The following is an 18,763-nucleotide window of genomic DNA, read 5'->3' as shown; positions in this document are numbered from 1 at the left end:
GGTGCTTGTGGATACATGAGGAGAGATGTGTACCATCGACCGTCGGCGGCGTTTTCTCACCAGCCATAGCGGAGTGCATGCAAGGGGAGAATGCCCCCGAATTCTCCCCTTGCATGGATCTTTCTGCTTTTGCTTTGTTTCCGTTATTCACAACTGCAGCCGACGATGACCAACAGGATAAACAGCACGAGCACGAGGCTGAATTCGTCAAATCCGCAACCGTTGAAGATACTGCTCATCACTACCCCTCCTTTCCGCGACTATCATACTGTATGTGTGCGCAGTGGGTTTTGCCTGTACGCTCGCCCAATGCTGGACGCACCGACGAGGAAATCCCCCCGTTTGGACAACGGATGGACAAGCCGGGACAGGTCCGCGGACTTGTAGTACAATAGAAGTCAGAACAAATGTTTCCAGACGGATGGGGAGAATGCCACGCATGAAAGTCATCATTGCCGAAAAACCGGACCAGGCGATCAAGTTGGCCAGTCCGTTTGCGCATAAAAAGAAGCAGGGCTATGTGGAAATTCAGCCAAACCAGCTGTTTCCCCGGGGGGCCTACATCACGTGGGCGGTAGGTCACGTGTGTGAGCTGGTGCCGCCGGAAGCGTACAACCCTGCCTGGAAAAAGTGGGCGGTGGAGACGCTGCCGATCATCCCGGAATCGTTTCGCCATCAGGTGATAAAGGGCAAGGCCAAACAGTTCGGGATTATCAAGCAGCTGCTCAGGCGGCCTGACGTAAACGAGATCATTCACGCGGGCGACGCCGGACGGGAAGGGGAGCTGATCGTCCGGACGATCGTGGAGATGAGCGGGGTTCGCAAGCCGATGAAGCGGCTGTGGATCTCGTCGCTGACGGAGCGGGCTGTCGTCGCCGGCTTCGCATCGCTATTGGAGGAGGAGCAGACGCGCAATCTGTACCACGAGGCGTACAGCCGGGCCTGCGCCGACTGGCTGGTGGGCATGAACGCCTCCCGCGTGTACACCATCCTGCTAAAGAAAAAAGGAATCAGCGATGTGTTTTCCGCCGGCCGGGTACAGACCCCGACCCTGGCGCTGGTGGTAAAGCGGGAAAAGGAAATCGCCTCGTTTCGGCCGGAGCCGTTCTGGGAAGTAAAGGCCACCTTCGACGTGTGCGGCAAACGGTATGAAGGCGTCTGGCAGAAGGACGGGCAATCGCGGATCAACGACCCCGAGCTGGCGGAGCGGATCGCCGCGTTTTGCCGTGATAAACCGGTACGCGTGTCGGAGGTGAAGACGGAGCGGAAAGAATTCCTGCCCCCGTACCTGTTCAACCTCTCTTCCCTCCAGGCGGCCGCCAACAAGCTGTACAAGTTTTCGCCGCAAAAGACGCTGGACGTGGCGCAAAAGCTGTACGTCAAGGGATATCTCTCCTATCCGCGCTCTGATTCCGCCTTTGTGACGGCCGAGGAGGCGCGGGCGTTCCCGGATATCCTTGCCAGGCTGGCCAGACAGCCGGAGTACCGCGGCTTTTTTCCCGCGCCGAAGTCCTCGATCGCCCAAGATCGACGCTACGTCAACCAAAAAAAGGTAACGGACCACTACGCGATTATCCCGACGGAGCAGGTGCCCACCGTGGCCAAGCTGGGGGACGACGAGCGGAAAATCTACGACCTGGTGGCCCGCCGGCTGATCGCCGCCCATTATGAGAGCGCGCTGTTTGATTACACGACGGTGGTCACGCTGGTGGACGGCCGGGCTGCATTTGTCAGCAAGGGAAAGGTGCAGCTCAGGGCCGGATGGCGGTCGGTGCTGTTCGACGAGGAGAAGGAAGAGGACGAACCGGTGCTGCCGCCGCTGGCCGAGGGAGAAGAGGGGCGGGTGTGCAAAGCAAGCGTCAAGGAGAGCAGGACGCAGCCGCCCAAGCGCTACACCGAAGGTCAGCTGATCACGCTGATGAAGACGGCGGGCAAGCATCTGGACAACGAAGAGCTGGAGAAGGTGCTGATGAAGACGGAAGGGCTGGGCACCGAAGCGACCCGCGCCGCCATCATCGCCACACTGAAACAGCGAAAGTACATCGAGGTCAAGCGGAACCAGGTGTACGCCACCCCCAAGGGTATGCTTTTGATCGATCTGATCGGTGACAAGATCCTGGCCTCGCCGGAAATGACCGCCCGGTGGGAGCAGCGTCTGGCGGAGATCGGGCAGGGATTGGCCTCGCCGCAGGCGTTCATGGAGCAGGTGAAAAAACTGTCCAGCAAGATCGTGCAGGATGCGGTGGAACAGTCGCAAAGCTGGAATTTGGACGGATACGACGTGGCGGCGATGCCGAGGCAGTCCTCCCGGTTCAGCCTGGGCAAAAAGGTGGCCGCCTGCCGCGCCTGCGGCGGCGATCTGGTGGACAAGGGGGATTTTTACGGCTGTGCCAACTACCGCAAGACCGGCTGCGGCGTGACGCTGTCCAAGACCATTTTGGGCAAGAAAATTTCCGCCGCCAACGTCAAACGGCTGATGGAGTCGGGCAGAAGCAATCTCATCAAAGGATTTCAAAAGGGCGAAGAGCGTTTCGACGCCTACCTGCTGTGGGACGACCGGGAGCAAAAGGTGCGTTTGCAGCAGAATGCTGGCGGCGAGGCAGAGCGCAAGGGCAGCATGCGCAAACGAAAGGAGTCCGGTTGAAACCGAGGCCCCTCTTTTTTCGTAGATACGTGTTAGAGAGGCGCAGTTGCAGCTGCGTTGACATTCTTATGCAAGGAGGAAAAATGTCATGTCGTTTTTCAAACGTCTGCGAGACCTGACCATGGCCAATCTGTATGCTCTGATTGAAAAAGCGGAAGACCCCGTTAAAATGACAGACCAGTATCTGCGCGACATGCAGGCCGATCTGGAAGAAGCGGAAAAAGCTGTCGCTGCCCAAATTGCCCTGGAGAAAAAATTCAAGCTGCTGTACGAGGAGCAGGAAGCCCTCGTCAAGAAACGCGACGAGCAGGCCCATCTGGCCGCGCAGGCGAAGAACGTCGATCTCGCCCGACGCGCGTTGGAAGAAAAGAAAGCGGCCCAGCAAAAGATGGAGGAGTACAAGGCAAGCTACGAGCAGAATAAACAGGCGGCTGACAACCTGCGCGAAAAGCTGGCGGAAATGCGCAAGCAGATCAACGAGCTGAAACACAAACGGGAGACTCTGGTCGCCCGCGTCAACGCCGCCAAGGCCCAGAAAAACATCAACAAGGCGATGTCCGGGTTCGACGCAAATACGGCGATGGCGGGGTTGAAGCGCATGGAGGAGAAGGCGCTGCAGCTCGAAGCGGAAGCGGAGGCCAGCGGCGACGTGTACAAAAAAGAAACATCGCTGGACGAGGAAATCGCCAAATTGAACCGTGATCAGGAAATTGAAGACGAACTGGCGGCCCTGATGAAAAAATACGAGGGGTAAACCGCTCCAGGCGGTTCCCCTTTTTCTCTGATTCCGCGAACTGCCGCAAGTAAATTTTGACGCTGTGGAGGGATGGACTTTGTCGTGGTTTGAAGTGCTGGCCATGCTGGTGTGGACCGGGGCCGGCGCCATTCTCTTGTTTGTGCTCATGTGGGTGGACAGTTTGTTCACCAAATACAAGGACATTACGGAAATGAAGAACGGGAACGTGGCGGTAACGACCCGTTTCGTCATGAAGCTGTTTGCCCAGGGCTATATCTTGTCCCGGTCGATTGCCACTTCCAACGATCTGTTTATTGCCCTGTTGGTGTCTGTGGTTTCATTTGTCATTTTGTTCATGCTGGAATGGATTGTCGAACGGCTGTTGAAAATGGCTGCGTCGTTTGATCTGGACGAGGGAACGCGGCAGGGGAAAGTCGCGTACGCATTGTTGGCCGGCTCTTTCCACATCGTCGGCGCTTTGATTTTGGCCGCTTGTCTGTAGTGCGGGGAAAGGAGGGCATCCATGAGTTTGTTCAAGCGAATCCACGGTCTCTTTGCCAAGCATGAGCCGCTGCCCGCAGAGCGCAGCATCCTCACTGTTGGGCCGGGAGATGTGGTGGAGGTTTCCCTGGTCACCTATCAGGTGACGGGCAGGATTCAAAACGTCAGTCGAAACGCTGTGATGCTGACCCTGCAGGACGGCCAGCAGATTCGCTATCTCTATATCGAAGAGCGGGAACAGGTGGTGTATCAGCTCTACAGCGCCATTGACGGCCGGCTGGATTTTGACGATGGAGTCCCGACCACGATCGAAATGGACGGGGTCTACTACCACCTGGAGGAACACTACAGCGGTCACGTGACGGCCCAGGGCAAAACCCCGTTTTCTTCGTCAGGCGAGCAGCACATCTGGCAGTTTCAATCCGACCAGCGCCATCTGCTGCGGATCGAATGGCAGGACGGCCGTTTCATGCTGTACGAGGGAGAGTTTGTCCTCTCGGCTGACGTGCAGGTCTTGCGCGGAACGTAGGGAGGGATGAGGATGGCACAGCGGTTGTTTCGAGCGGTCGCGATCTTGTTGGTGCCAGCGCTCTTGCTCTTGTCCCTGGCTGGCTGCGGGAAACCGTCGGCCGAATTGGACTATCCGCTGGAATCGGTGATCTCCAAGGACGACGGGCAGTATTCCCGCGTCTACCGCGCCGAAAACAAAACGGTGCCGGAAGTGGCCCGCGAACTGGCAGAGCAGCGAGAGCCGGACGAAATCTCAAAAGAAGACGAGAAACACATGTTTCTCATCTATCCGGATGAATGGTACCACCTGCAGCAGGATCAAGAGAAGCCTTCGGACACGCTCATCGAAGTGGACAGCAAGGAGTTTGTCCGGCAAAATTACGATCCGTCGTTTCTGGAGGGGTTCATCATCGCCAGCCTGCTGGATGACCTCTTCGATGCGCACAAACATGCCACCGGTTCGTATCGAGGGTATACCACAAGAGACATCTACAAACCAGGAGGGACGTACCGGGTCCCCACCCAGCAGGAAAAAAAGGCGGCTCCTCCTGTCACCAAGCAGGGAACGGGGAGCATCATCAAGCGCAGCGACAAGCCTGCCGATCGGAGTTCCGGAGTCGGTGCGGACGGCAGCATCATCAAAAAAAAGACGGAACCGTCCACAGCGCCATCCGGGCAGGTCGGGCGGATTATCCGCAAGTCTGACAAGAAGACGACCATCTCCAATTCGACATCCACAAAAAAATCCTCAATCTTCTCCCCGCCGCGAAGCAAATCGCCTCCGCGCACGAAGGTTGGTGGCTTCGGCCGTATCACCAAACGACGATAACCCGCTGAAAACAGCGGGTTTCCGACTGAAGCCAACCCGATTGCATCGAAGGAGAAGCACGTTTCCAGGCAGAGCGACTTGTGAGCCCTGCCGAGCGGAGCAGCGATTTGCGGGAAAAAGGATCGCCACCGTTGAACAGTCTGCGTAGCCATGCGGCTTTGGCGATCCCCCGCAAATCAATGCGGAGCGAGCAGTATGTGTTTCTCTGTTGGGCGAGCACGGAGCGGCTGACGGAAACGTGTTCTCCTCGCAATGGTCATTTTCTACACACTGTAACCCGCTGAGCACAGCGGGTTTTTCTTATGCCACACAAACGGGCGACCGCCCAACACCGCAGGTAGGTGAGTGTCATACAGTGATACTGGTTAGTCAATCACCTAGCAAGGAGGTCACCTTCGTTGGATTCGCAGACGAGAGTGTATTATCCGTACGTCAGCCCCTTTGACCCGTGTCCGCCGATCCGGGTGAAAACCTATGTGGTCCCCCCCAACCTGTTCATGAATTTTCAGCCCCCCGGACTGCCGCAGTTTTCTGCTCACGAAGCGCTGCGCCACGGCGTGCTCTGGCCGGCATTGTACAGTCCGTACGAGGGACGGGATCGAAAAGGGAGGGAGCGGAAGTGAGCGATCGCAAACAAGTGGACGAACGCTACTACCAGCTTCTGCATGAGCTGCAGGCGCTCGATTTCGTGCTGGTGGAGTTGTCGCTGTACCTGAACACTCACCGAGACGACATGAATGCGGTCCAGCAGTTCAACGAGTACTCCGCCAGACGCTGGCAGGTGGCGTGCGAGTTTGAGGCTCATTACGGACCGCTTTTGCAATTCGGACACAGCTATTCCGGATATCCCTGGCAGTGGCCCGAAACGCCGTGGCCGTGGCAGGTATGAGGATGAGGAGGAGAATCAAACGTGTGGATTTATGAGAAAAAACTGCAGTACCCCGTACGCGTGAGCAAATGCGATCCGCGTATGGCGAAACTCCTGATCGAGCAGTATGGCGGCGCCGATGGGGAGCTGGCGGCGGCGCTCCGCTACCTGAACCAGCGGTACACCATCCCTGACAAGGTGATCGGTCTGTTGACGGATATCGGGACAGAAGAGTTTGCGCACCTGGAAATGATTGCCACCATGGTGTATAAGTTGACGAAAGACGCCACGATCGAGCAGTTGGAGGAAGCCGGCCTCTCCCCCCACTACGTAAATCACGACAGGGCGCTGTTTTACAACAATGCCGCCGGCGTCCCCTGGACGGCGGCGTACATCCAGGCCAAAGGCGACCCGATCGCCGACCTGTACGAAGATATTGCCGCCGAGGAAAAAGCGAGAGCCACCTATCAATGGCTGATTGACATGACGGACGATCCCGACCTGAAGGACGGCCTCAAATTCCTCCGCGAACGGGAGATCGTCCACTCGCTGAGATTTCGTGAAGCAGTGGAACTGTTGAAAGAAGAGCAGGGACGAAAGAAATTTTTCTGATTTACTGTCTGATCCACCTGTACAGGTGGTTTTTTTCTTGCCCTGATTTCCCGAAAGGTCAACGGGTCTTTCGCCATCCTGCAGTACGTCAGTTCTCATGACGAAAAACTGTCGGAAACTCGACAAAAGAAGAAAGGATGTGCACACACTGTTCGACAGTCTTTGATGGGCGGTTTTGGCTATGATGGCATTGTTGGCAAAAGACCCGTCGCCTCCGCCAGTCTCGTGCTTGGAGGATACCGGCAGAAAGGAGCGTTCAACGATGTTGGAACGAATCTTACAGCTTCGCTCGCAGTCCATGACCATCGCGCAAATCGCCAAAGAATGCGGGCTGACCGTGGGCCAGGTGAAATACCGGCTGCAGAAGGGCAGATCGCGTTCGGCGGCCGAACCTGACTCCAGCAGCCGGAATGCTGTCCCGCCAAAGAACAAACCGGACGACGGGTGGCGGCTGCCGCCGTTTTACGGGAGGGATGTGGTCAAACTGATGGTGCAGGGGCCGACGGTGCTGTTTGTCTATTGGGAGATCACCTGGCCGCGCATGCGGATGGTCGCATCCTACCTGCAGGCAGACTACCGGCAGATCGACAAGGGGCTCCGTCTCTACGACGTGACCGACCGCTTGTTTGACGGCACCAACGCGCATTGCCACCTGGACGTGACCGTGTCACATGACGCCCACTCCTGGTTTGTGCATGACGTCCAGCCGGGGAGAACGTACATCGCCGACTTTGGTCTGTTCCACCGCGAGCGCTTCTACCCGATCCTGCGCTCGGAACCGGCAGCGACACCGCGCAATTACCCTGCCGCATGGGGCGAGCCGCTGGTGGAGCCAGCCACCGACACGCGCGTACCAGCCTGGTTTGAGAACTTTTCTTCCTATTCCCTCTATCCCAAAACGTCAAAATGAGCGAGGTGTCTGTGGTGTCAAACGGTTATCTCTCCCTCGTGCTGCATGCCCATATGCCTTACGTGCGGGATGGCGAGCGGGATGATCGCCTGGAAGAGCGCTGGGTGTACGAGGCTATGCTCGAATCGTACATTCCGCTGTTGCTGGTGTTTGAAAAGCTGCTCGCGGACGGCATCCCGTTTCGCATCACGCTGGCCGTTTCACCTCCGCTGCTGTCCATGCTTGACGATCCGTTGATCCGTGAGAGATTCCGGCGCCATCTCGCCAAAACGGTCGAGTTGGCCGGAAAGGAATGCAAGCGGACGAGCGGCAGCCCGGAGGAGCACCGCGTCGCCAAAATGTATCTGCAGCGCTTTCGGGAAATCGCCCAGTACTGCCGCAAGTGGGATTATGCGCTTGTATCCGCTTTGAAACGGCTGCAGGAGAGCGGCTGCGTGGAGCTGATTACGTGCGCCGCGACTCACGCGTTTCTCCCCTTTGTAGAGACGGAAGAGGCAATCCGCGCCCAGCTTATGGTAGGGATTGATACGCATGAGCGTATTCTCGGCCGCCGTCCCGCGGGAATCTGGCTGCCCGAGTGCGGCTATACCCCGGGGCTGGACCGCCTGCTGAAAGAGGCGGGCATCCGCTACTTTTTCACCGACAGCCACACGGTTCGCCACGCCACTCCTCATCCGCGGCGGGGGCTGTTTGCGCCGCTGTTGACCCCGTACGACGTAGCCGCCTTTCCACGCGATGAAGAAGCGTCGCGTCAGGTATGGAGCTCTGTCACCGGCTATCCCGGAGATTACGATTACCGGGAATATTACCGGGACATCGGGTTTGATCTGGACTGGGCGTACATCGCTCCGTACGTTCATCCCCAGGGATTCCGCGTACATACAGGACTCAAGTACCACCGGATCACCGGGCGGGATGAGCCAAAAGCCATTTACGATCCCGACCGGGCGAGGGAGAAGGCGGACGTTCACGCCGGTCATTTCCTCGCCAGTCGGGAGGCACAGGTGGTGCAGGCGGCCGAATGGCTGGATCGCCCTGCGCTGATTACGGCCACGTACGACGCCGAACTGTTCGGCCACTGGTGGTACGAAGGGCCGCAGTTTCTCGATTTTCTGCTGCGGAAGGCTGCCTGCGATTCACATGTGATCAGTCTGACCACGCCCTCCGCCTACATGGACGCCTGCCCCCAGATTGACCGGGGGCGTCTGCCGATGTCGTCCTGGGGGCGAAACGGCTACGGCGAAGTCTGGCTCAACGAGCGAAACAGCTGGATTTACCGCCACCTGCACCAGGCTGAACGGGACCTGATCGAACTGGTGGAAAAGACCCATGACGATCATGAGGCACGTCCGCTGTTGCGGCGCGGACTGCAGCAGGCGGCCCGGGAGCTGATGCTGGCGCAAAGCAGTGACTGGGCTTTTATCATGGACGGACAAACCGTGGTTGATTACGCCGTCCGCCGCACTCACGACCATCTCACCTGCTTTCGCGAGCTGGTGGAGCAGATTGAGGCGGGGACGATTGATCCCGAGCGACTGGCCGCAAGAGAGCAGGCGTATCCGCTTTTCCCCGATCTGGACCTGCGGTACTATTTGCCGATAAGTTCGCATAGAGTGAACGTATCGCGTCAGTATGTGGCCGCCGGCAGTGAGCGTCAGGAAGGGCTTCGGGTGCTGATGTTGAGCTGGGAGTTTCCGCCCCGCGTCGTCGGCGGACTGGGCCGGGCCGTGTACGACCTGGCCTGCCATCTGGCAAGGCAGCACGCAGAGGTGCACGTATTGACAGCCTCACCGGGTACGGCAGCGCACTCGGAGCTGGTAAACGGGGTGTGCGTCCATTGGCTCAACACCTACGTCCCGGGAGAGCAGAGCGATTTTCTCGACTGGGTATTTCAGCTCAACCTGGCGATGACAGACGCGGCGGAACGATTGGTGCGGCAGGGATTTCGGCCCGATCTCATCCACGCGCACGACTGGATGGTCGGATGGGCAGCGCTGGAGCTGAAACAGCGTTGGGAACGGCCGTTGGTGACGACGATCCACGCGCTGGAACACGGCCGTCATCAAGGGATTCACACCCCGCTGCAGCAGCGGATTCACGAGCGCGAACAGCTTCTCTCCACCGCATCCGACCGCCTCATCGTGTGCAGCCGCTACATGGCCGGGGAGGTGAACAGGCTGTTTGGCGTACCGCATGAGTGTATCGCCGTGATCCCCAACGGCGTCGCATGCCCGCCGGCCGCGACTGCGGATGAAGCAGAGTGCATGCGTGTCGTGCGGGAGGAACTGGGGCTGGGGACGGGACCGGTCATCTTCTTTGTCGGCCGGATGGTGCGGGAAAAAGGGGTGCACCTGCTGTTGGAGGCCGCCCCCCGCGTATTGCACGAACACCCGGAAGCCGTCTTCGTTCTGGCGGGAAAAGGGCCCATGCTGGAAGAGTGGCGGCAGATGGCGGAGCAGCGGGGGCTGGCGTCTCGCGTCCGATTTCTCGGCTTTGTCGACGACGACCGCCGCAATCTGCTCTTCCGAATGGCAGCGGCAGCCGTTTTTCCCAGCTTGTACGAGCCGTTCGGCATCGTGGCGCTGGAAGCCATGGCGCTGGGGACACCGGTGATTGTGGCCGACACGGGAGGCTTGCGGGAAATCGTCCGCCACGGCGAAAACGGGCTCACCTTTTACACCGGCAACGCCAATTCGCTTGCTGATCAGTTGTGCTGGCTCCTGCACTGCCCCGATGAACGCGAGCGGCTGGTCCGCACGGCGCGTGAGGACATCCTGTGTCAATACGACTGGAACCGGTTGGCGCTTCAGACGATGGATTTGTATCGTTCATTGGGTTCAGCCTGGGCAACTTCGATCTGACCGAGAGGAGGAACGGTTGATGAAAGCAGTGATCATGGCCGGCGGCAAGGGAACCCGCCTGCGCCCGTTGACGGTCCATACGCCCAAACCGATGGTGCCGTTGTTAAACCGTCCCTGCATGGAATACACGATCCACCTGCTGAAACGCCATGGCATTACGGACATCGCGGTCACGCTGCAGTACCTTCCCGATGCCATCCGCAGCTACTTTGGCGACGGATCACGCTTTGGCGTCTCGCTTACCTATTTCGAAGAAGCGACGCCATTGGGCACGGCGGGCAGCGTCAAAAACTGCGCTGAATTCCTGGATGACCGGTTCCTGGTGATCAGCGGAGACACCTTGACGGACATCGATTTGACAGAGGCTGTCCGTTTTCACGAGCGAAACGGCGCATTGGCCACGCTGATCCTGACCAGAGTGGAGACGCCGCTGGAATTCGGCGTCGTCATGACGGACGAGAGCGGACGAATCACCCGGTTCCTGGAAAAGCCCAGCTGGGCCGAAGTGTTCAGTGATACGGTCAACACAGGCATGTACGTCTTCGAACCTGAGGTGCTTTCTTACATAGAAGAAGACAGAGAAGTGGATTTCAGCAAAGAGCTGTTTCCCGCCTTTTTGGACGCGGGTCTGCCGCTGTTCGGCCACATCGCGGAGGGCTACTGGTCGGACATCGGGTCCCTGGACGTGTATCGGCAGACGCAGGCTGACATGCTGGACGGACGGGTGCGGGTGGAGATTGACGCGCGAGAGATTGCCCCCCGGATCTTTCTCGAAAACCACGTGCGGATTGATTCGTCCGTGCGGCTGGAAGGGCCCGTGTACATCGGGGAAAACGTCCATTTGCAAGCGGGTGTGTCGGTCGGTGCCTACTCCGTGCTGGGCAGTCATTCGGTCATTTGCGCCGGGACCAGGCTGGGGCAGTCGATTTTGTGGGAAAACTCCTATATCGGCCAGCGGGCGGAACTGACAGGCGCTATTCTGGGCCGCAACGTGAGCGTCGGACCGTGTGTCCTGCTGGGCGAGGGCGCGGTCATCGGCGACCGCTGCCGGATCGGTGCCAAGGCGGTGGTAAAAGACGGGGTCAAGGTCTGGCCCCACAAGGAAATTGAGGAATGCGCCAACGTACACACGTCGCTCATTTACGGAACCAAGCAGTCAAAACGCCTGTTCGGCGGCAATGGCATCAAAGGGCTGGCAAATGTGGAGATTACGCCGGAGTTCGTAACCCGGCTGGCTGCCGCATACGCCTACCTGCTCAAGCCGGGCAGCAAAATCGCCCTGTCCGCCTGCGCCCACCCGTTTGCCCAACTGCTCAAGCACAGCGTCATGACCAGTCTCTGCTCGTCCGGAATTGACACGATCGACATCGGCATCAGCATCGCGCCGGTAAACCGGTACGCCGTCCGACAGTTTCACTGCCAGGGCGGGATTCACATCCACATGGACGAATCGGCTGAGGAGAAGCAAGTAGTGATCCAGTTCGTCGACCAGCTGGGGCTGCCGGTCTCCCGCGATTGGGAGCGGAAAATTGAAAATGCCTGCTGGCAGGAGACGTATGTCCGTTCGCTGCACCACCTGGGTTATCTGCACGTGGAACACCAGGTGCAGGAAACCTACACGCGTGAACTATTGGAGCAGATCGACGCGGCACTGATTCGGCGCCGGGGATTCAACCTGCTAATCGAGTGCGAGCCCCGCTTCCTGCCGGCGTTTCTGGCTCCGCTGTTTGGCGCGCTGGGTGTGACCGCCGTGTACGGCGCCGTCGCAGAAGGGGTCGGCAGGCACGGTGTCGATCTGGCTGTCCGCCTGCACAAAAACGGCGAGCAGTTCGAGCTGTTCACGGACACGGGGGAACGCCTGACACCGGAACAACTTATGGCGCTGCAGCTCCTCGCCTGCCGGGGGCAGCGACGGCAGATCGGCCTGCCGGTCAGCGCGCCGGAAGAGATGGAGCAGCTGGCCCGGCGGATGCAGGTGGAGGTGGTCCGCACCAAGTTGTCGCCGCGCGCGATGATGGAGGTGTCGCCGGACGAGCGGTTCCATCCGCTGTTTGATGCGGTTTTCAGCCTGGTCTGCATCCTTGCGCACCTGTCACGGGAAAAACAGCCGCTCAGCCAGTTGACCGCTCAGCTTCCGGCGTGCCACATGGACAAAACGACGGTGTTTTGTCCGTGGGCATGGAAGGGAAAAGTGATGCGTAAAATGTTGGAGGAACACAAAGGCCAGCAGCTGGAGTTGGTGGACGGCATCAAGGTGTACGACGCCCACGGCTGGGTGCTGATTCTGCCGGATACAGAACATTCCCACGTCAATATCATTTCACAGGGCGTGACAGCGGAATCAGCATCGACGCTCGCCGCATTGTTCGCCCGGAGGATAGCGGAGTTCCAGTCCCGATAACGCGCCTTGTTTTCGGGAACCTTCTCGTGAAGTTTCAGATCGGAAGGGGCGTGACATCATGCCAAGACCGCTTGTGGTGGGTAACGGAAAGCTGCTGATCAATTTTGACGACAGACTGCGCATGCGCGATCTCTTCTATCCGTATGTCGGGCAACTGAATCACGTGGGCGGTCATTACTGCAAGCTGGGCATCTGGGTGCAGGGGCGGTTTTCCTGGTTGGATGAAGACGGATGGGAACGCAGGCTCGGCTATCGCGACGAGTCGCTCGTCACCGATGTCACCGCCCGTCACGAGAAATTGGGGCTTTCGCTCTGCATCGCAGACGGCGTGCATCAGCGCGACCCGATTTACCTCAAACAGGTCCGTGTCCGCAACCACTTCGCGGAGACGCGGGAAGTGCGCCTGTTTTTTCATCACGACTTCAGCTTGAACGAGACCGAAGTGGGGGATACGGCCGTGTACGATCCCCTGCTTCACACCGTGTACCATTACAAGCGCAATGTCTACATCATGGTGAACGGCCGGACGGCGGAGAACGGCGGCATTTTTCAGTACAGTGTGGGCATCAAGCGGTTTAATTACGCGGAAGGAACCTGGCGGGACGCAGAGGACGGTCTGCTGGAAGGAAACACGATCGCGCAGGGCTCGGTGGACAGCACCGTTTCGTTCCGCCTTGTGCTGGAGCCGCTGGCGGAGCAGACGCTGTACTACTGGATGTGCGTTGGTGACACGTACCCGGCGGTCAAGGAATTGAACCAGTACGTGCTGGACAGCGGAGCGGACCGGCTGCTGTCGCGCGTGGACGTCTACTGGCGGCGTTGGGTGAACAAGGAGGAGCAAAGCTTTGCTGACCTGCCGCCTGAGGTGATCCGCCTGTACAAACAGAGCCTGTTGATCATCCAAACACAGATTGATCAGAACGGCGCCATTCTGGCCGCCAACGATTCGGACATCCTGCAGTACAACCGCGATCATTACAGTTACATGTGGCCGCGCGACGGGGCGCTGGTCGCCAGCGCGATGGTCCGCGCGGGATACGGCGGGACGGTGGCGCCGTTTTTTCGCTTTTGCCGTGACGCGCTGACGGAGGACGGCTATCTGCTGCACAAGTACAATCCAGACGGGTCTGTCGGTTCGAGCTGGCACCCGTTTGTTCGGGACGGGGAGTACCAGCTTCCCATCCAGGAGGACGAGACGGCGCTTGTTCTCCACGCGCTGTGGGAGATGTACCGCTGCAGCAAGCAGATTGAATTTTGCCAGCGGCTGTATCCCACACTGGTCAGGCCGGCGGCCCGGTTTTTGCTGTCCCATCTCCATCCCGAATGGCACCTCCCCCTCCCCAGCTACGATCTGTGGGAAGAGCGCAGAGGAATCTTTACCTTTACCAGTGCCACCGTCTACGCCGGGCTCAAGGCGGCGGCAAGGTTTGCCCAACTGTTTGGCGACGATCACCGCTTCCAGCGCTATGACGAAGGGGCGGAGCGCGTCCGTGCGGCCATGTTGCAGCATCTGTACGATCCGGACCTCGGCCGTTTTTTGCGCGGGGGGTACCTGCGGTCAGACGGAAAGCTGGAAAAGGATGAAACGGTGGATAGCAGCCTGTACGGACTGTTTGCCCTGGGCGTGATGCCGGCAGACGATCCCCGGGTCGTCAGCACGATGGAGGCGGTTAGGCGCAGTCTGCGGGTGGATACGCCGGTGGGCGGAATCGCCCGGTACCAGGGTGATCCGTATTTTCGCAAGGCACACGACGCGGCCAGGGTGCCGGGGAACCCCTGGATTATCTGCACGCTGTGGGTAGCCGATTGGGAAATTGCGAAAGCGCAATCGCTGGAAGAACTTGGCGAAGCGAAAAAGCGGCTCGACTGGGTGGTGCGGCACGCGATGGAAAGCGGCGTGCTGTCGGAGCAGTTGGACCCGTACACCGGCGAGCCCGTCTCCGTTGCGCCGCTCACCTGGTCGCACGCCACCTTTGTCGCCACGGTGCTGCGTTACGTGGACAAAGCAAACGAGCTGAAGCAAAAAAGGGAGAGGTGAATCGCAGTGAACGACATCCGCTTTGGCACGGACGGCTGGCGCGCCATCGTCGCCGATCAATTTACGATGGAAAACGTGCGCGTCGTCGCCCAGGCCATTGCAGCCTATACCAGGGAAATCGGCCAACAGGAACAGGGCATTCTCATCGGTCATGACACGCGCTTTTTGGGCCGACGCTTCGCCGAGACCGTGGCAGGCGTGCTGGCCGCCAACGGCATTCGCGTCTATCTGGTCAACGAAGCAGCACCGACGCCGGCCGTGGCCTTTGGCGTCAAGCATTTTGCCGCCAGCGGCGCGGTGATGATTACCGCCAGCCACAACCCGCCTGAGTACAACGGGATCAAATACATTCCCGATTATGCCGGACCGGCCGCTCCGGAGATCACCAGCAGGCTGGAAGCGTTGATCCGGGCGGTCCAGGAGGCGGGCGGCGTCCGGGACATTCCGCTGGATGAAGCCAAGGCGCGCAAGCTGCTGCAGGTGATCGTGCTCCGTCCGCACTACGAGGCGCATCTCAGGCGAATGGTCCACCTGGACGTGCTGAAACAATCACCGCTGCGGGTCGTGATTGATCCCATGCACGGCGCCGGGATTGGCTACGTAAGCGGACTGCTGAAAGAAGCAGGGGTGGAGACGATCAGCATCCGCGAGACGACCGACCCGTTTTTTGGCGGCAGCCTGCCGGAGCCGAACGATCACCACCTGTCCTTGTTGAAGAGGGAGGTCATCGACCGGCAGGCCGACCTGGGGTTGGCCAATGACGGAGACGGGGATCGCTTCGGAGCCGTTGACCGTTTCGGCCGGTACGTGCCGCCCAACGCCGTGCTCGCCCTGCTGACCCGCCATCTGGTCAAAAACAGGGGGCTGCGCGGCCGAATCGTACGCACCGTGGCGACCACCCACCTGTTGGACCGGATGGCGGCCCGCTACGGTCTGGAGCTGGTGGAGACGCCGGTTGGGTTCAAGTACATCGGCGCCCAAATGCTGCGGGGAGACGTGCTGATCGGCGGCGAGGAAAGCGGCGGCGCCAGCATTTTCGGCCACATTCCGGAAAAGGACGGCATTCTGATCAACCTGCTGTTGGCGGAGATGTGCGCCTGGGAAAAGAAAGGCATCGATCAGATTCTTCAGGAGGTCTGCGACGAGTATGGCGAGCTGTTTTCGACGCGCCTGGATATCCGCCTGCCGGGAAAAGAACGCTGGATACAGCAGATGCTGGCGGTGCCGCCTGGCCAGGTAGGCCCGTTTGCAGTGCGGGGAGTAAACCGCATGGACGGCGTCAAGCTGCTGCTCGACGGCGGTCATTGGGTGCTGATCCGTCCGTCCGGAACAGAGCCGCTTCTCCGCATTTACTGCGAGGCGGCGAACCCTGCCGCTCTTGAACAGATCAGAGAGGCTGTCCAAGACTGGTTTATCGAGATCAACGCGTAACGAACTAGCCCTCTTTGCGCTCTTGCCGGAAACGAACATGCATGTGCGGGGAAAAATAAAAGAGGCCGCCTCCCAGACTGGCCCATGCGGCGGGGAGGCGGCTTTTGCCGTTGTTCAACAGCATCCGCCGAGCAGGTTGCCTAATTTTCTGGTTTTGCTAGAATCAAAAAGAAGAAACCCTTCCGTGACGAAAGAAGAGGACACATGCGCATTCATCGAGACGTGTTGGACCCGTTCCTGCGTGAGGTAAAACTGGAAAGCCGTTCGCCGGACGACCCGGTCGTCGTGTTGCACACACCGTACCCGTGGGAATTGGTGGGAAGGGGCAACTACGCGGCGGTGTTCGCCCATCCTGACTACCCGGACGTGGTGGTGAAGCTGTACGCACCGGGGCGTCCCGGTTGGGAACAGGAAGTGGACGTGTACCGCAAGCTGGGGCAGACCCGCTCGTTTCCCGTCTGCTATCAGGCGGAGCCCTGCTTTCTGGTGCTGACGCGGATCAAAGGCATCTCGTTGTTTGACTGCCTTCGCTACGGCATTCCGATCCCGCCGCAGGTGATCGAGGACGTGGAGGAGGCGCTGGAGGAAGCCCGGTCCAAGGGGCTGTATCCCCACGACGTGCACGCCAAAAACGTGCTGATGGATCAGGGGCGGGGCTATCTGATCGACGTGTCCGACTACTACAAAAACATACCGGACAGCAAGTGGCGCGACTTGCGACGGGCGTACTACAAGTTCTACCTGCCGCTTTTCAAGGACCGCGGCTGGAAGATACCGCTCTGGGTGCTGGATGGCGTGCGCAAAGGGTATCGGTACTACAAAAAGCTGTCCCGCCTCTTTCGGTGAGCAGGGGAAGACGCACCGGTCCACGGGGAGCGTGGATCGTTTCATTGTTTCACAAGCGGCGCTGTGGTATCATTTTCTGTTGACGTCATGTTGCTGGCTGTCTGAGTCGGAGTAAGGAGGACCCCATCGATGTACTATCTCATTGCTGCTGCCATTGTCGCGCTCGATCAATGGACCAAGAACCTGGTGGTGACCCGGATGGAACTGGGGCAGTCGATTCCCCTGATTCCAGATGTGTTTCACCTCACGTCCCATCGGAACATGGGAGCGGCATTTGGCATCCTGCAAAACCAGCGATGGCTGTTTGTGATCATCACGATTGCCGTCGTGATCGGCATTCTGGTGTCGCTCGTGCGCATCGGCAAGCGGCAGCCGCGCGTGTCTCTCGCGCTTTCGCTGGTGTTGGGCGGGGCGATCGGCAATTTCATCGACCGCGTCAGCACGGGCCAGGTGGTCGATTTTCTCGATTTTACCCTGATCAACTTTCCGATTTTCAATGTAGCCGATATGGCCATTACATTCGGCGTTGCCCTGCTGCTGCTGGACGTGCTGCTGGAGGGCAGACGCAAGGCCGAGTAAGTGGTAAATGGAACGAGTGGTTGTAAACGATACTAGCGTACTACATACGAGGAGACAGAGATGAACGACACGCAGTTGTTTGAACGGTACGACTGGACCGTTGAGCCTGCCGACGCGGGTGAGCGGATTGACAAATTCATCACGATGCAAAACGAAGACTGGTCCCGGTCACAAGTGCAAATCTGGATCAAGGAAGGCCGAGTGTCCGTCAACGGGGAGCCGGTGAAAAGCAACTACAAGCTGGCGGCGGACGACGAGATTACGCTGCGCGTCCCCCCGCCGAAGGAAATGGCGATCGAGCCGGAGCCGATGCCGCTCGACATCGTTTACGAAGACGCCGACGTAATTGTTGTGAACAAGCCGCGCGGGCTGGTGGTCCATCCTGCCCCCGGACACTACAGCGGCACACTGGTCAACGGTCTCTTGGCCCACTGCAAGGATCTGTCGGGGATTAACGGCGTGCTTCGGCCTGGCATTGTCCACCGCATCGACAAGGACACGTCCGGTCTGTTGATGGTGGCCAAAAACGACAAGGCGCACGTCAGCCTCGCCCGGCAGTTGAAAGAGCACAGCGTCAACCGCAAATACGTGGCCATCGTGCACGGGGTTATCCCGCACGAAATGGGCACAATCGACGCGCCGATCGGCCGGGACCCGAAAAACCGGCAGCAGATGGCCGTCGTCTTTGAAAACAGCAAACCGGCCGTCACCCATTTTGTCGTGCTGGAACGGTTTAAGGCGTTTACCCTGGTGGAGTTGAAGCTGGAGACGGGGCGCACCCACCAGATCCGGGTGCATATGAAATACATCGGCTATCCGCTGGCGGGAGACCCCAAGTACGGGCCGAAAAACACGCTGGAACTGAACGGCCAGGCGCTGCACGCCAAAACGCTGGGCTTTGACCATCCGCGCACGGGCGAGCGGCTGGAGTTTGAAGCGCCGCTGCCGCAGGATCTGCTGGACGTGATTCACCAGCTGCGGCAAGCCTGACACAGCG

17 protein-coding genes are annotated in these 18,763 nt (G+C 59.2%); 16 read left to right on the top strand and 1 reads right to left on the bottom strand.

Going from position 1 to position 18,763, the window contains the following annotated elements:
• Window positions 1-143 precede the first annotated feature (143 nt).
• Window positions 144-239 (bottom strand): YjcZ family sporulation protein, encoded by a 96-nt coding sequence (locus tag ETC00_RS02295; protein ID WP_171564345.1) that lies wholly within the window; start codon window positions 237-239, stop codon window positions 144-146.
• 200 nt (window positions 240-439) lie between these two features.
• On the opposite strand from ETC00_RS02295, the gene ETC00_RS02290 reads away from it, so the two are divergent.
• The 16 genes from ETC00_RS02290 (at window position 440) to ETC00_RS02215 (ending at window position 18,756) form a co-directional block, all read left to right on the top strand.
• On the top strand, window positions 440-2,644 hold the full coding sequence (locus ETC00_RS02290; protein ID WP_171564344.1) for a DNA topoisomerase III: 2,205 nt from the start codon (window positions 440-442) through the stop codon (window positions 2,642-2,644).
• 88 nt (window positions 2,645-2,732) lie between these two features.
• Complete coding sequence (locus ETC00_RS02285; protein ID WP_171564343.1) at window positions 2,733-3,398, top strand: PspA/IM30 family protein; 666 nt, start codon at window positions 2,733-2,735, stop codon at window positions 3,396-3,398.
• Window positions 3,399-3,477: 79 nt separating this feature from the next.
• Window positions 3,478-3,882 (top strand): DUF350 domain-containing protein, encoded by a 405-nt coding sequence (locus ETC00_RS02280; protein ID WP_171564342.1) that lies wholly within the window; start codon window positions 3,478-3,480, stop codon window positions 3,880-3,882.
• Between the two features lie 21 nt (window positions 3,883-3,903).
• A complete protein-coding gene (locus ETC00_RS02275) occupies window positions 3,904-4,410 on the top strand; it encodes a DUF4178 domain-containing protein (RefSeq protein ID WP_171564341.1) in 507 nt (168 codons plus the stop codon).
• Between the two features lie 12 nt (window positions 4,411-4,422).
• Window positions 4,423-5,220 (top strand): DUF4247 domain-containing protein, encoded by a 798-nt coding sequence (locus tag ETC00_RS02270; RefSeq protein ID WP_171564340.1) that lies wholly within the window; start codon window positions 4,423-4,425, stop codon window positions 5,218-5,220.
• Between the two features lie 398 nt (window positions 5,221-5,618).
• The gene (locus ETC00_RS02265) at window positions 5,619-5,843 is read left to right on the top strand and encodes a spore coat associated protein CotJA (RefSeq protein ID WP_171564339.1); all 225 of its coding nucleotides are present in this window, start codon (window positions 5,619-5,621) and stop codon (window positions 5,841-5,843) included.
• A complete protein-coding gene (locus ETC00_RS02260) occupies window positions 5,840-6,109 on the top strand; it encodes a spore coat protein CotJB (RefSeq protein ID WP_171564338.1) in 270 nt (89 codons plus the stop codon). The genes ETC00_RS02265 and ETC00_RS02260 overlap by 4 nt, the downstream gene beginning before the upstream one ends.
• Window positions 6,110-6,130: 21 nt before the next feature.
• On the top strand, window positions 6,131-6,700 hold the full coding sequence (locus ETC00_RS02255; protein WP_171564337.1) for a manganese catalase family protein: 570 nt from the start codon (window positions 6,131-6,133) through the stop codon (window positions 6,698-6,700).
• Window positions 6,701-6,962: 262 nt separating this feature from the next.
• Window positions 6,963-7,610 carry a DUF4912 domain-containing protein gene (locus ETC00_RS02250; protein WP_171564336.1) on the top strand — a complete coding sequence of 216 codons (648 nt, stop codon included), beginning with the start codon at window positions 6,963-6,965 and terminating at the stop codon, window positions 7,608-7,610.
• Window positions 7,611-7,624: 14 nt separating this feature from the next.
• A complete protein-coding gene (locus ETC00_RS02245; RefSeq protein WP_171564335.1) occupies window positions 7,625-10,471 on the top strand; it encodes a 1,4-alpha-glucan branching protein domain-containing protein in 2,847 nt (948 codons plus the stop codon).
• 19 nt (window positions 10,472-10,490) lie between these two features.
• A complete protein-coding gene (locus tag ETC00_RS02240) occupies window positions 10,491-12,872 on the top strand; it encodes a sugar phosphate nucleotidyltransferase (RefSeq protein ID WP_171564334.1) in 2,382 nt (793 codons plus the stop codon).
• A 58-nt stretch (window positions 12,873-12,930) separates the two neighbouring features.
• Window positions 12,931-14,910 carry a glycoside hydrolase family 15 protein gene (locus tag ETC00_RS02235; RefSeq protein WP_171564333.1) on the top strand — a complete coding sequence of 660 codons (1,980 nt, stop codon included), beginning with the start codon at window positions 12,931-12,933 and terminating at the stop codon, window positions 14,908-14,910.
• A 6-nt stretch (window positions 14,911-14,916) separates the two neighbouring features.
• Window positions 14,917-16,341, top strand: coding sequence for a phosphoglucomutase/phosphomannomutase family protein (locus ETC00_RS02230; RefSeq protein ID WP_171564332.1), 1,425 nt, complete (start codon window positions 14,917-14,919; stop codon window positions 16,339-16,341).
• A gap of 204 nt (window positions 16,342-16,545) precedes the next feature.
• Window positions 16,546-17,187 carry a serine/threonine protein kinase gene (locus tag ETC00_RS02225; protein ID WP_171564331.1) on the top strand — a complete coding sequence of 214 codons (642 nt, stop codon included), beginning with the start codon at window positions 16,546-16,548 and terminating at the stop codon, window positions 17,185-17,187.
• Window positions 17,188-17,316: 129 nt separating this feature from the next.
• The gene (lspA, locus tag ETC00_RS02220) at window positions 17,317-17,766 is read left to right on the top strand and encodes a signal peptidase II (protein WP_171564330.1); all 450 of its coding nucleotides are present in this window, start codon (window positions 17,317-17,319) and stop codon (window positions 17,764-17,766) included.
• A 60-nt stretch (window positions 17,767-17,826) separates the two neighbouring features.
• A complete protein-coding gene (locus tag ETC00_RS02215) occupies window positions 17,827-18,756 on the top strand; it encodes an RluA family pseudouridine synthase (RefSeq protein ID WP_171564329.1) in 930 nt (309 codons plus the stop codon).
• The last annotated feature ends 7 nt before the right edge of the window (window positions 18,757-18,763 follow it).

Source organism: Brevibacillus sp. MCWH (assembly GCF_013096935.1).
GTDB classification, from domain to species: Bacteria; Bacillota; Bacilli; order Brevibacillales; family Brevibacillaceae; genus Brevibacillus; species Brevibacillus aydinogluensis.
Note: the sequence above shows the minus strand (reverse complement) of the source record. Positions and strands in the feature narration are given on the sequence as shown.

Bases quoted from the DNA above. Each gene is read 5' to 3' on its own strand.
- ETC00_RS02295 (WP_171564345.1), bottom strand. From the start codon at position 239: ATGAGCAGTATCTTCAACGGTTGCGGATTTGACGAATTCAGCCTCGTG.
- ETC00_RS02290 (WP_171564344.1), top strand. From the start codon at position 440: ATGAAAGTCATCATTGCCGAAAAACCGGACCAGGCGATCAAGTTGGCC.
- ETC00_RS02285 (WP_171564343.1), top strand. From the start codon at position 2,733: ATGTCGTTTTTCAAACGTCTGCGAGACCTGACCATGGCCAATCTGTAT.
- ETC00_RS02275 (WP_171564341.1), top strand. From the start codon at position 3,904: ATGAGTTTGTTCAAGCGAATCCACGGTCTCTTTGCCAAGCATGAGCCG.
- ETC00_RS02270 (WP_171564340.1), top strand. From the start codon at position 4,423: ATGGCACAGCGGTTGTTTCGAGCGGTCGCGATCTTGTTGGTGCCAGCG.
- ETC00_RS02250 (WP_171564336.1), top strand. From the start codon at position 6,963: ATGTTGGAACGAATCTTACAGCTTCGCTCGCAGTCCATGACCATCGCG.
- ETC00_RS02240 (WP_171564334.1), top strand. From the start codon at position 10,491: ATGAAAGCAGTGATCATGGCCGGCGGCAAGGGAACCCGCCTGCGCCCG.
- ETC00_RS02235 (WP_171564333.1), top strand. From the start codon at position 12,931: ATGCCAAGACCGCTTGTGGTGGGTAACGGAAAGCTGCTGATCAATTTT.
- ETC00_RS02225 (WP_171564331.1), top strand. From the start codon at position 16,546: ATGCGCATTCATCGAGACGTGTTGGACCCGTTCCTGCGTGAGGTAAAA.
- lspA (WP_171564330.1), top strand. From the start codon at position 17,317: ATGTACTATCTCATTGCTGCTGCCATTGTCGCGCTCGATCAATGGACC.
- ETC00_RS02215 (WP_171564329.1), top strand. From the start codon at position 17,827: ATGAACGACACGCAGTTGTTTGAACGGTACGACTGGACCGTTGAGCCT.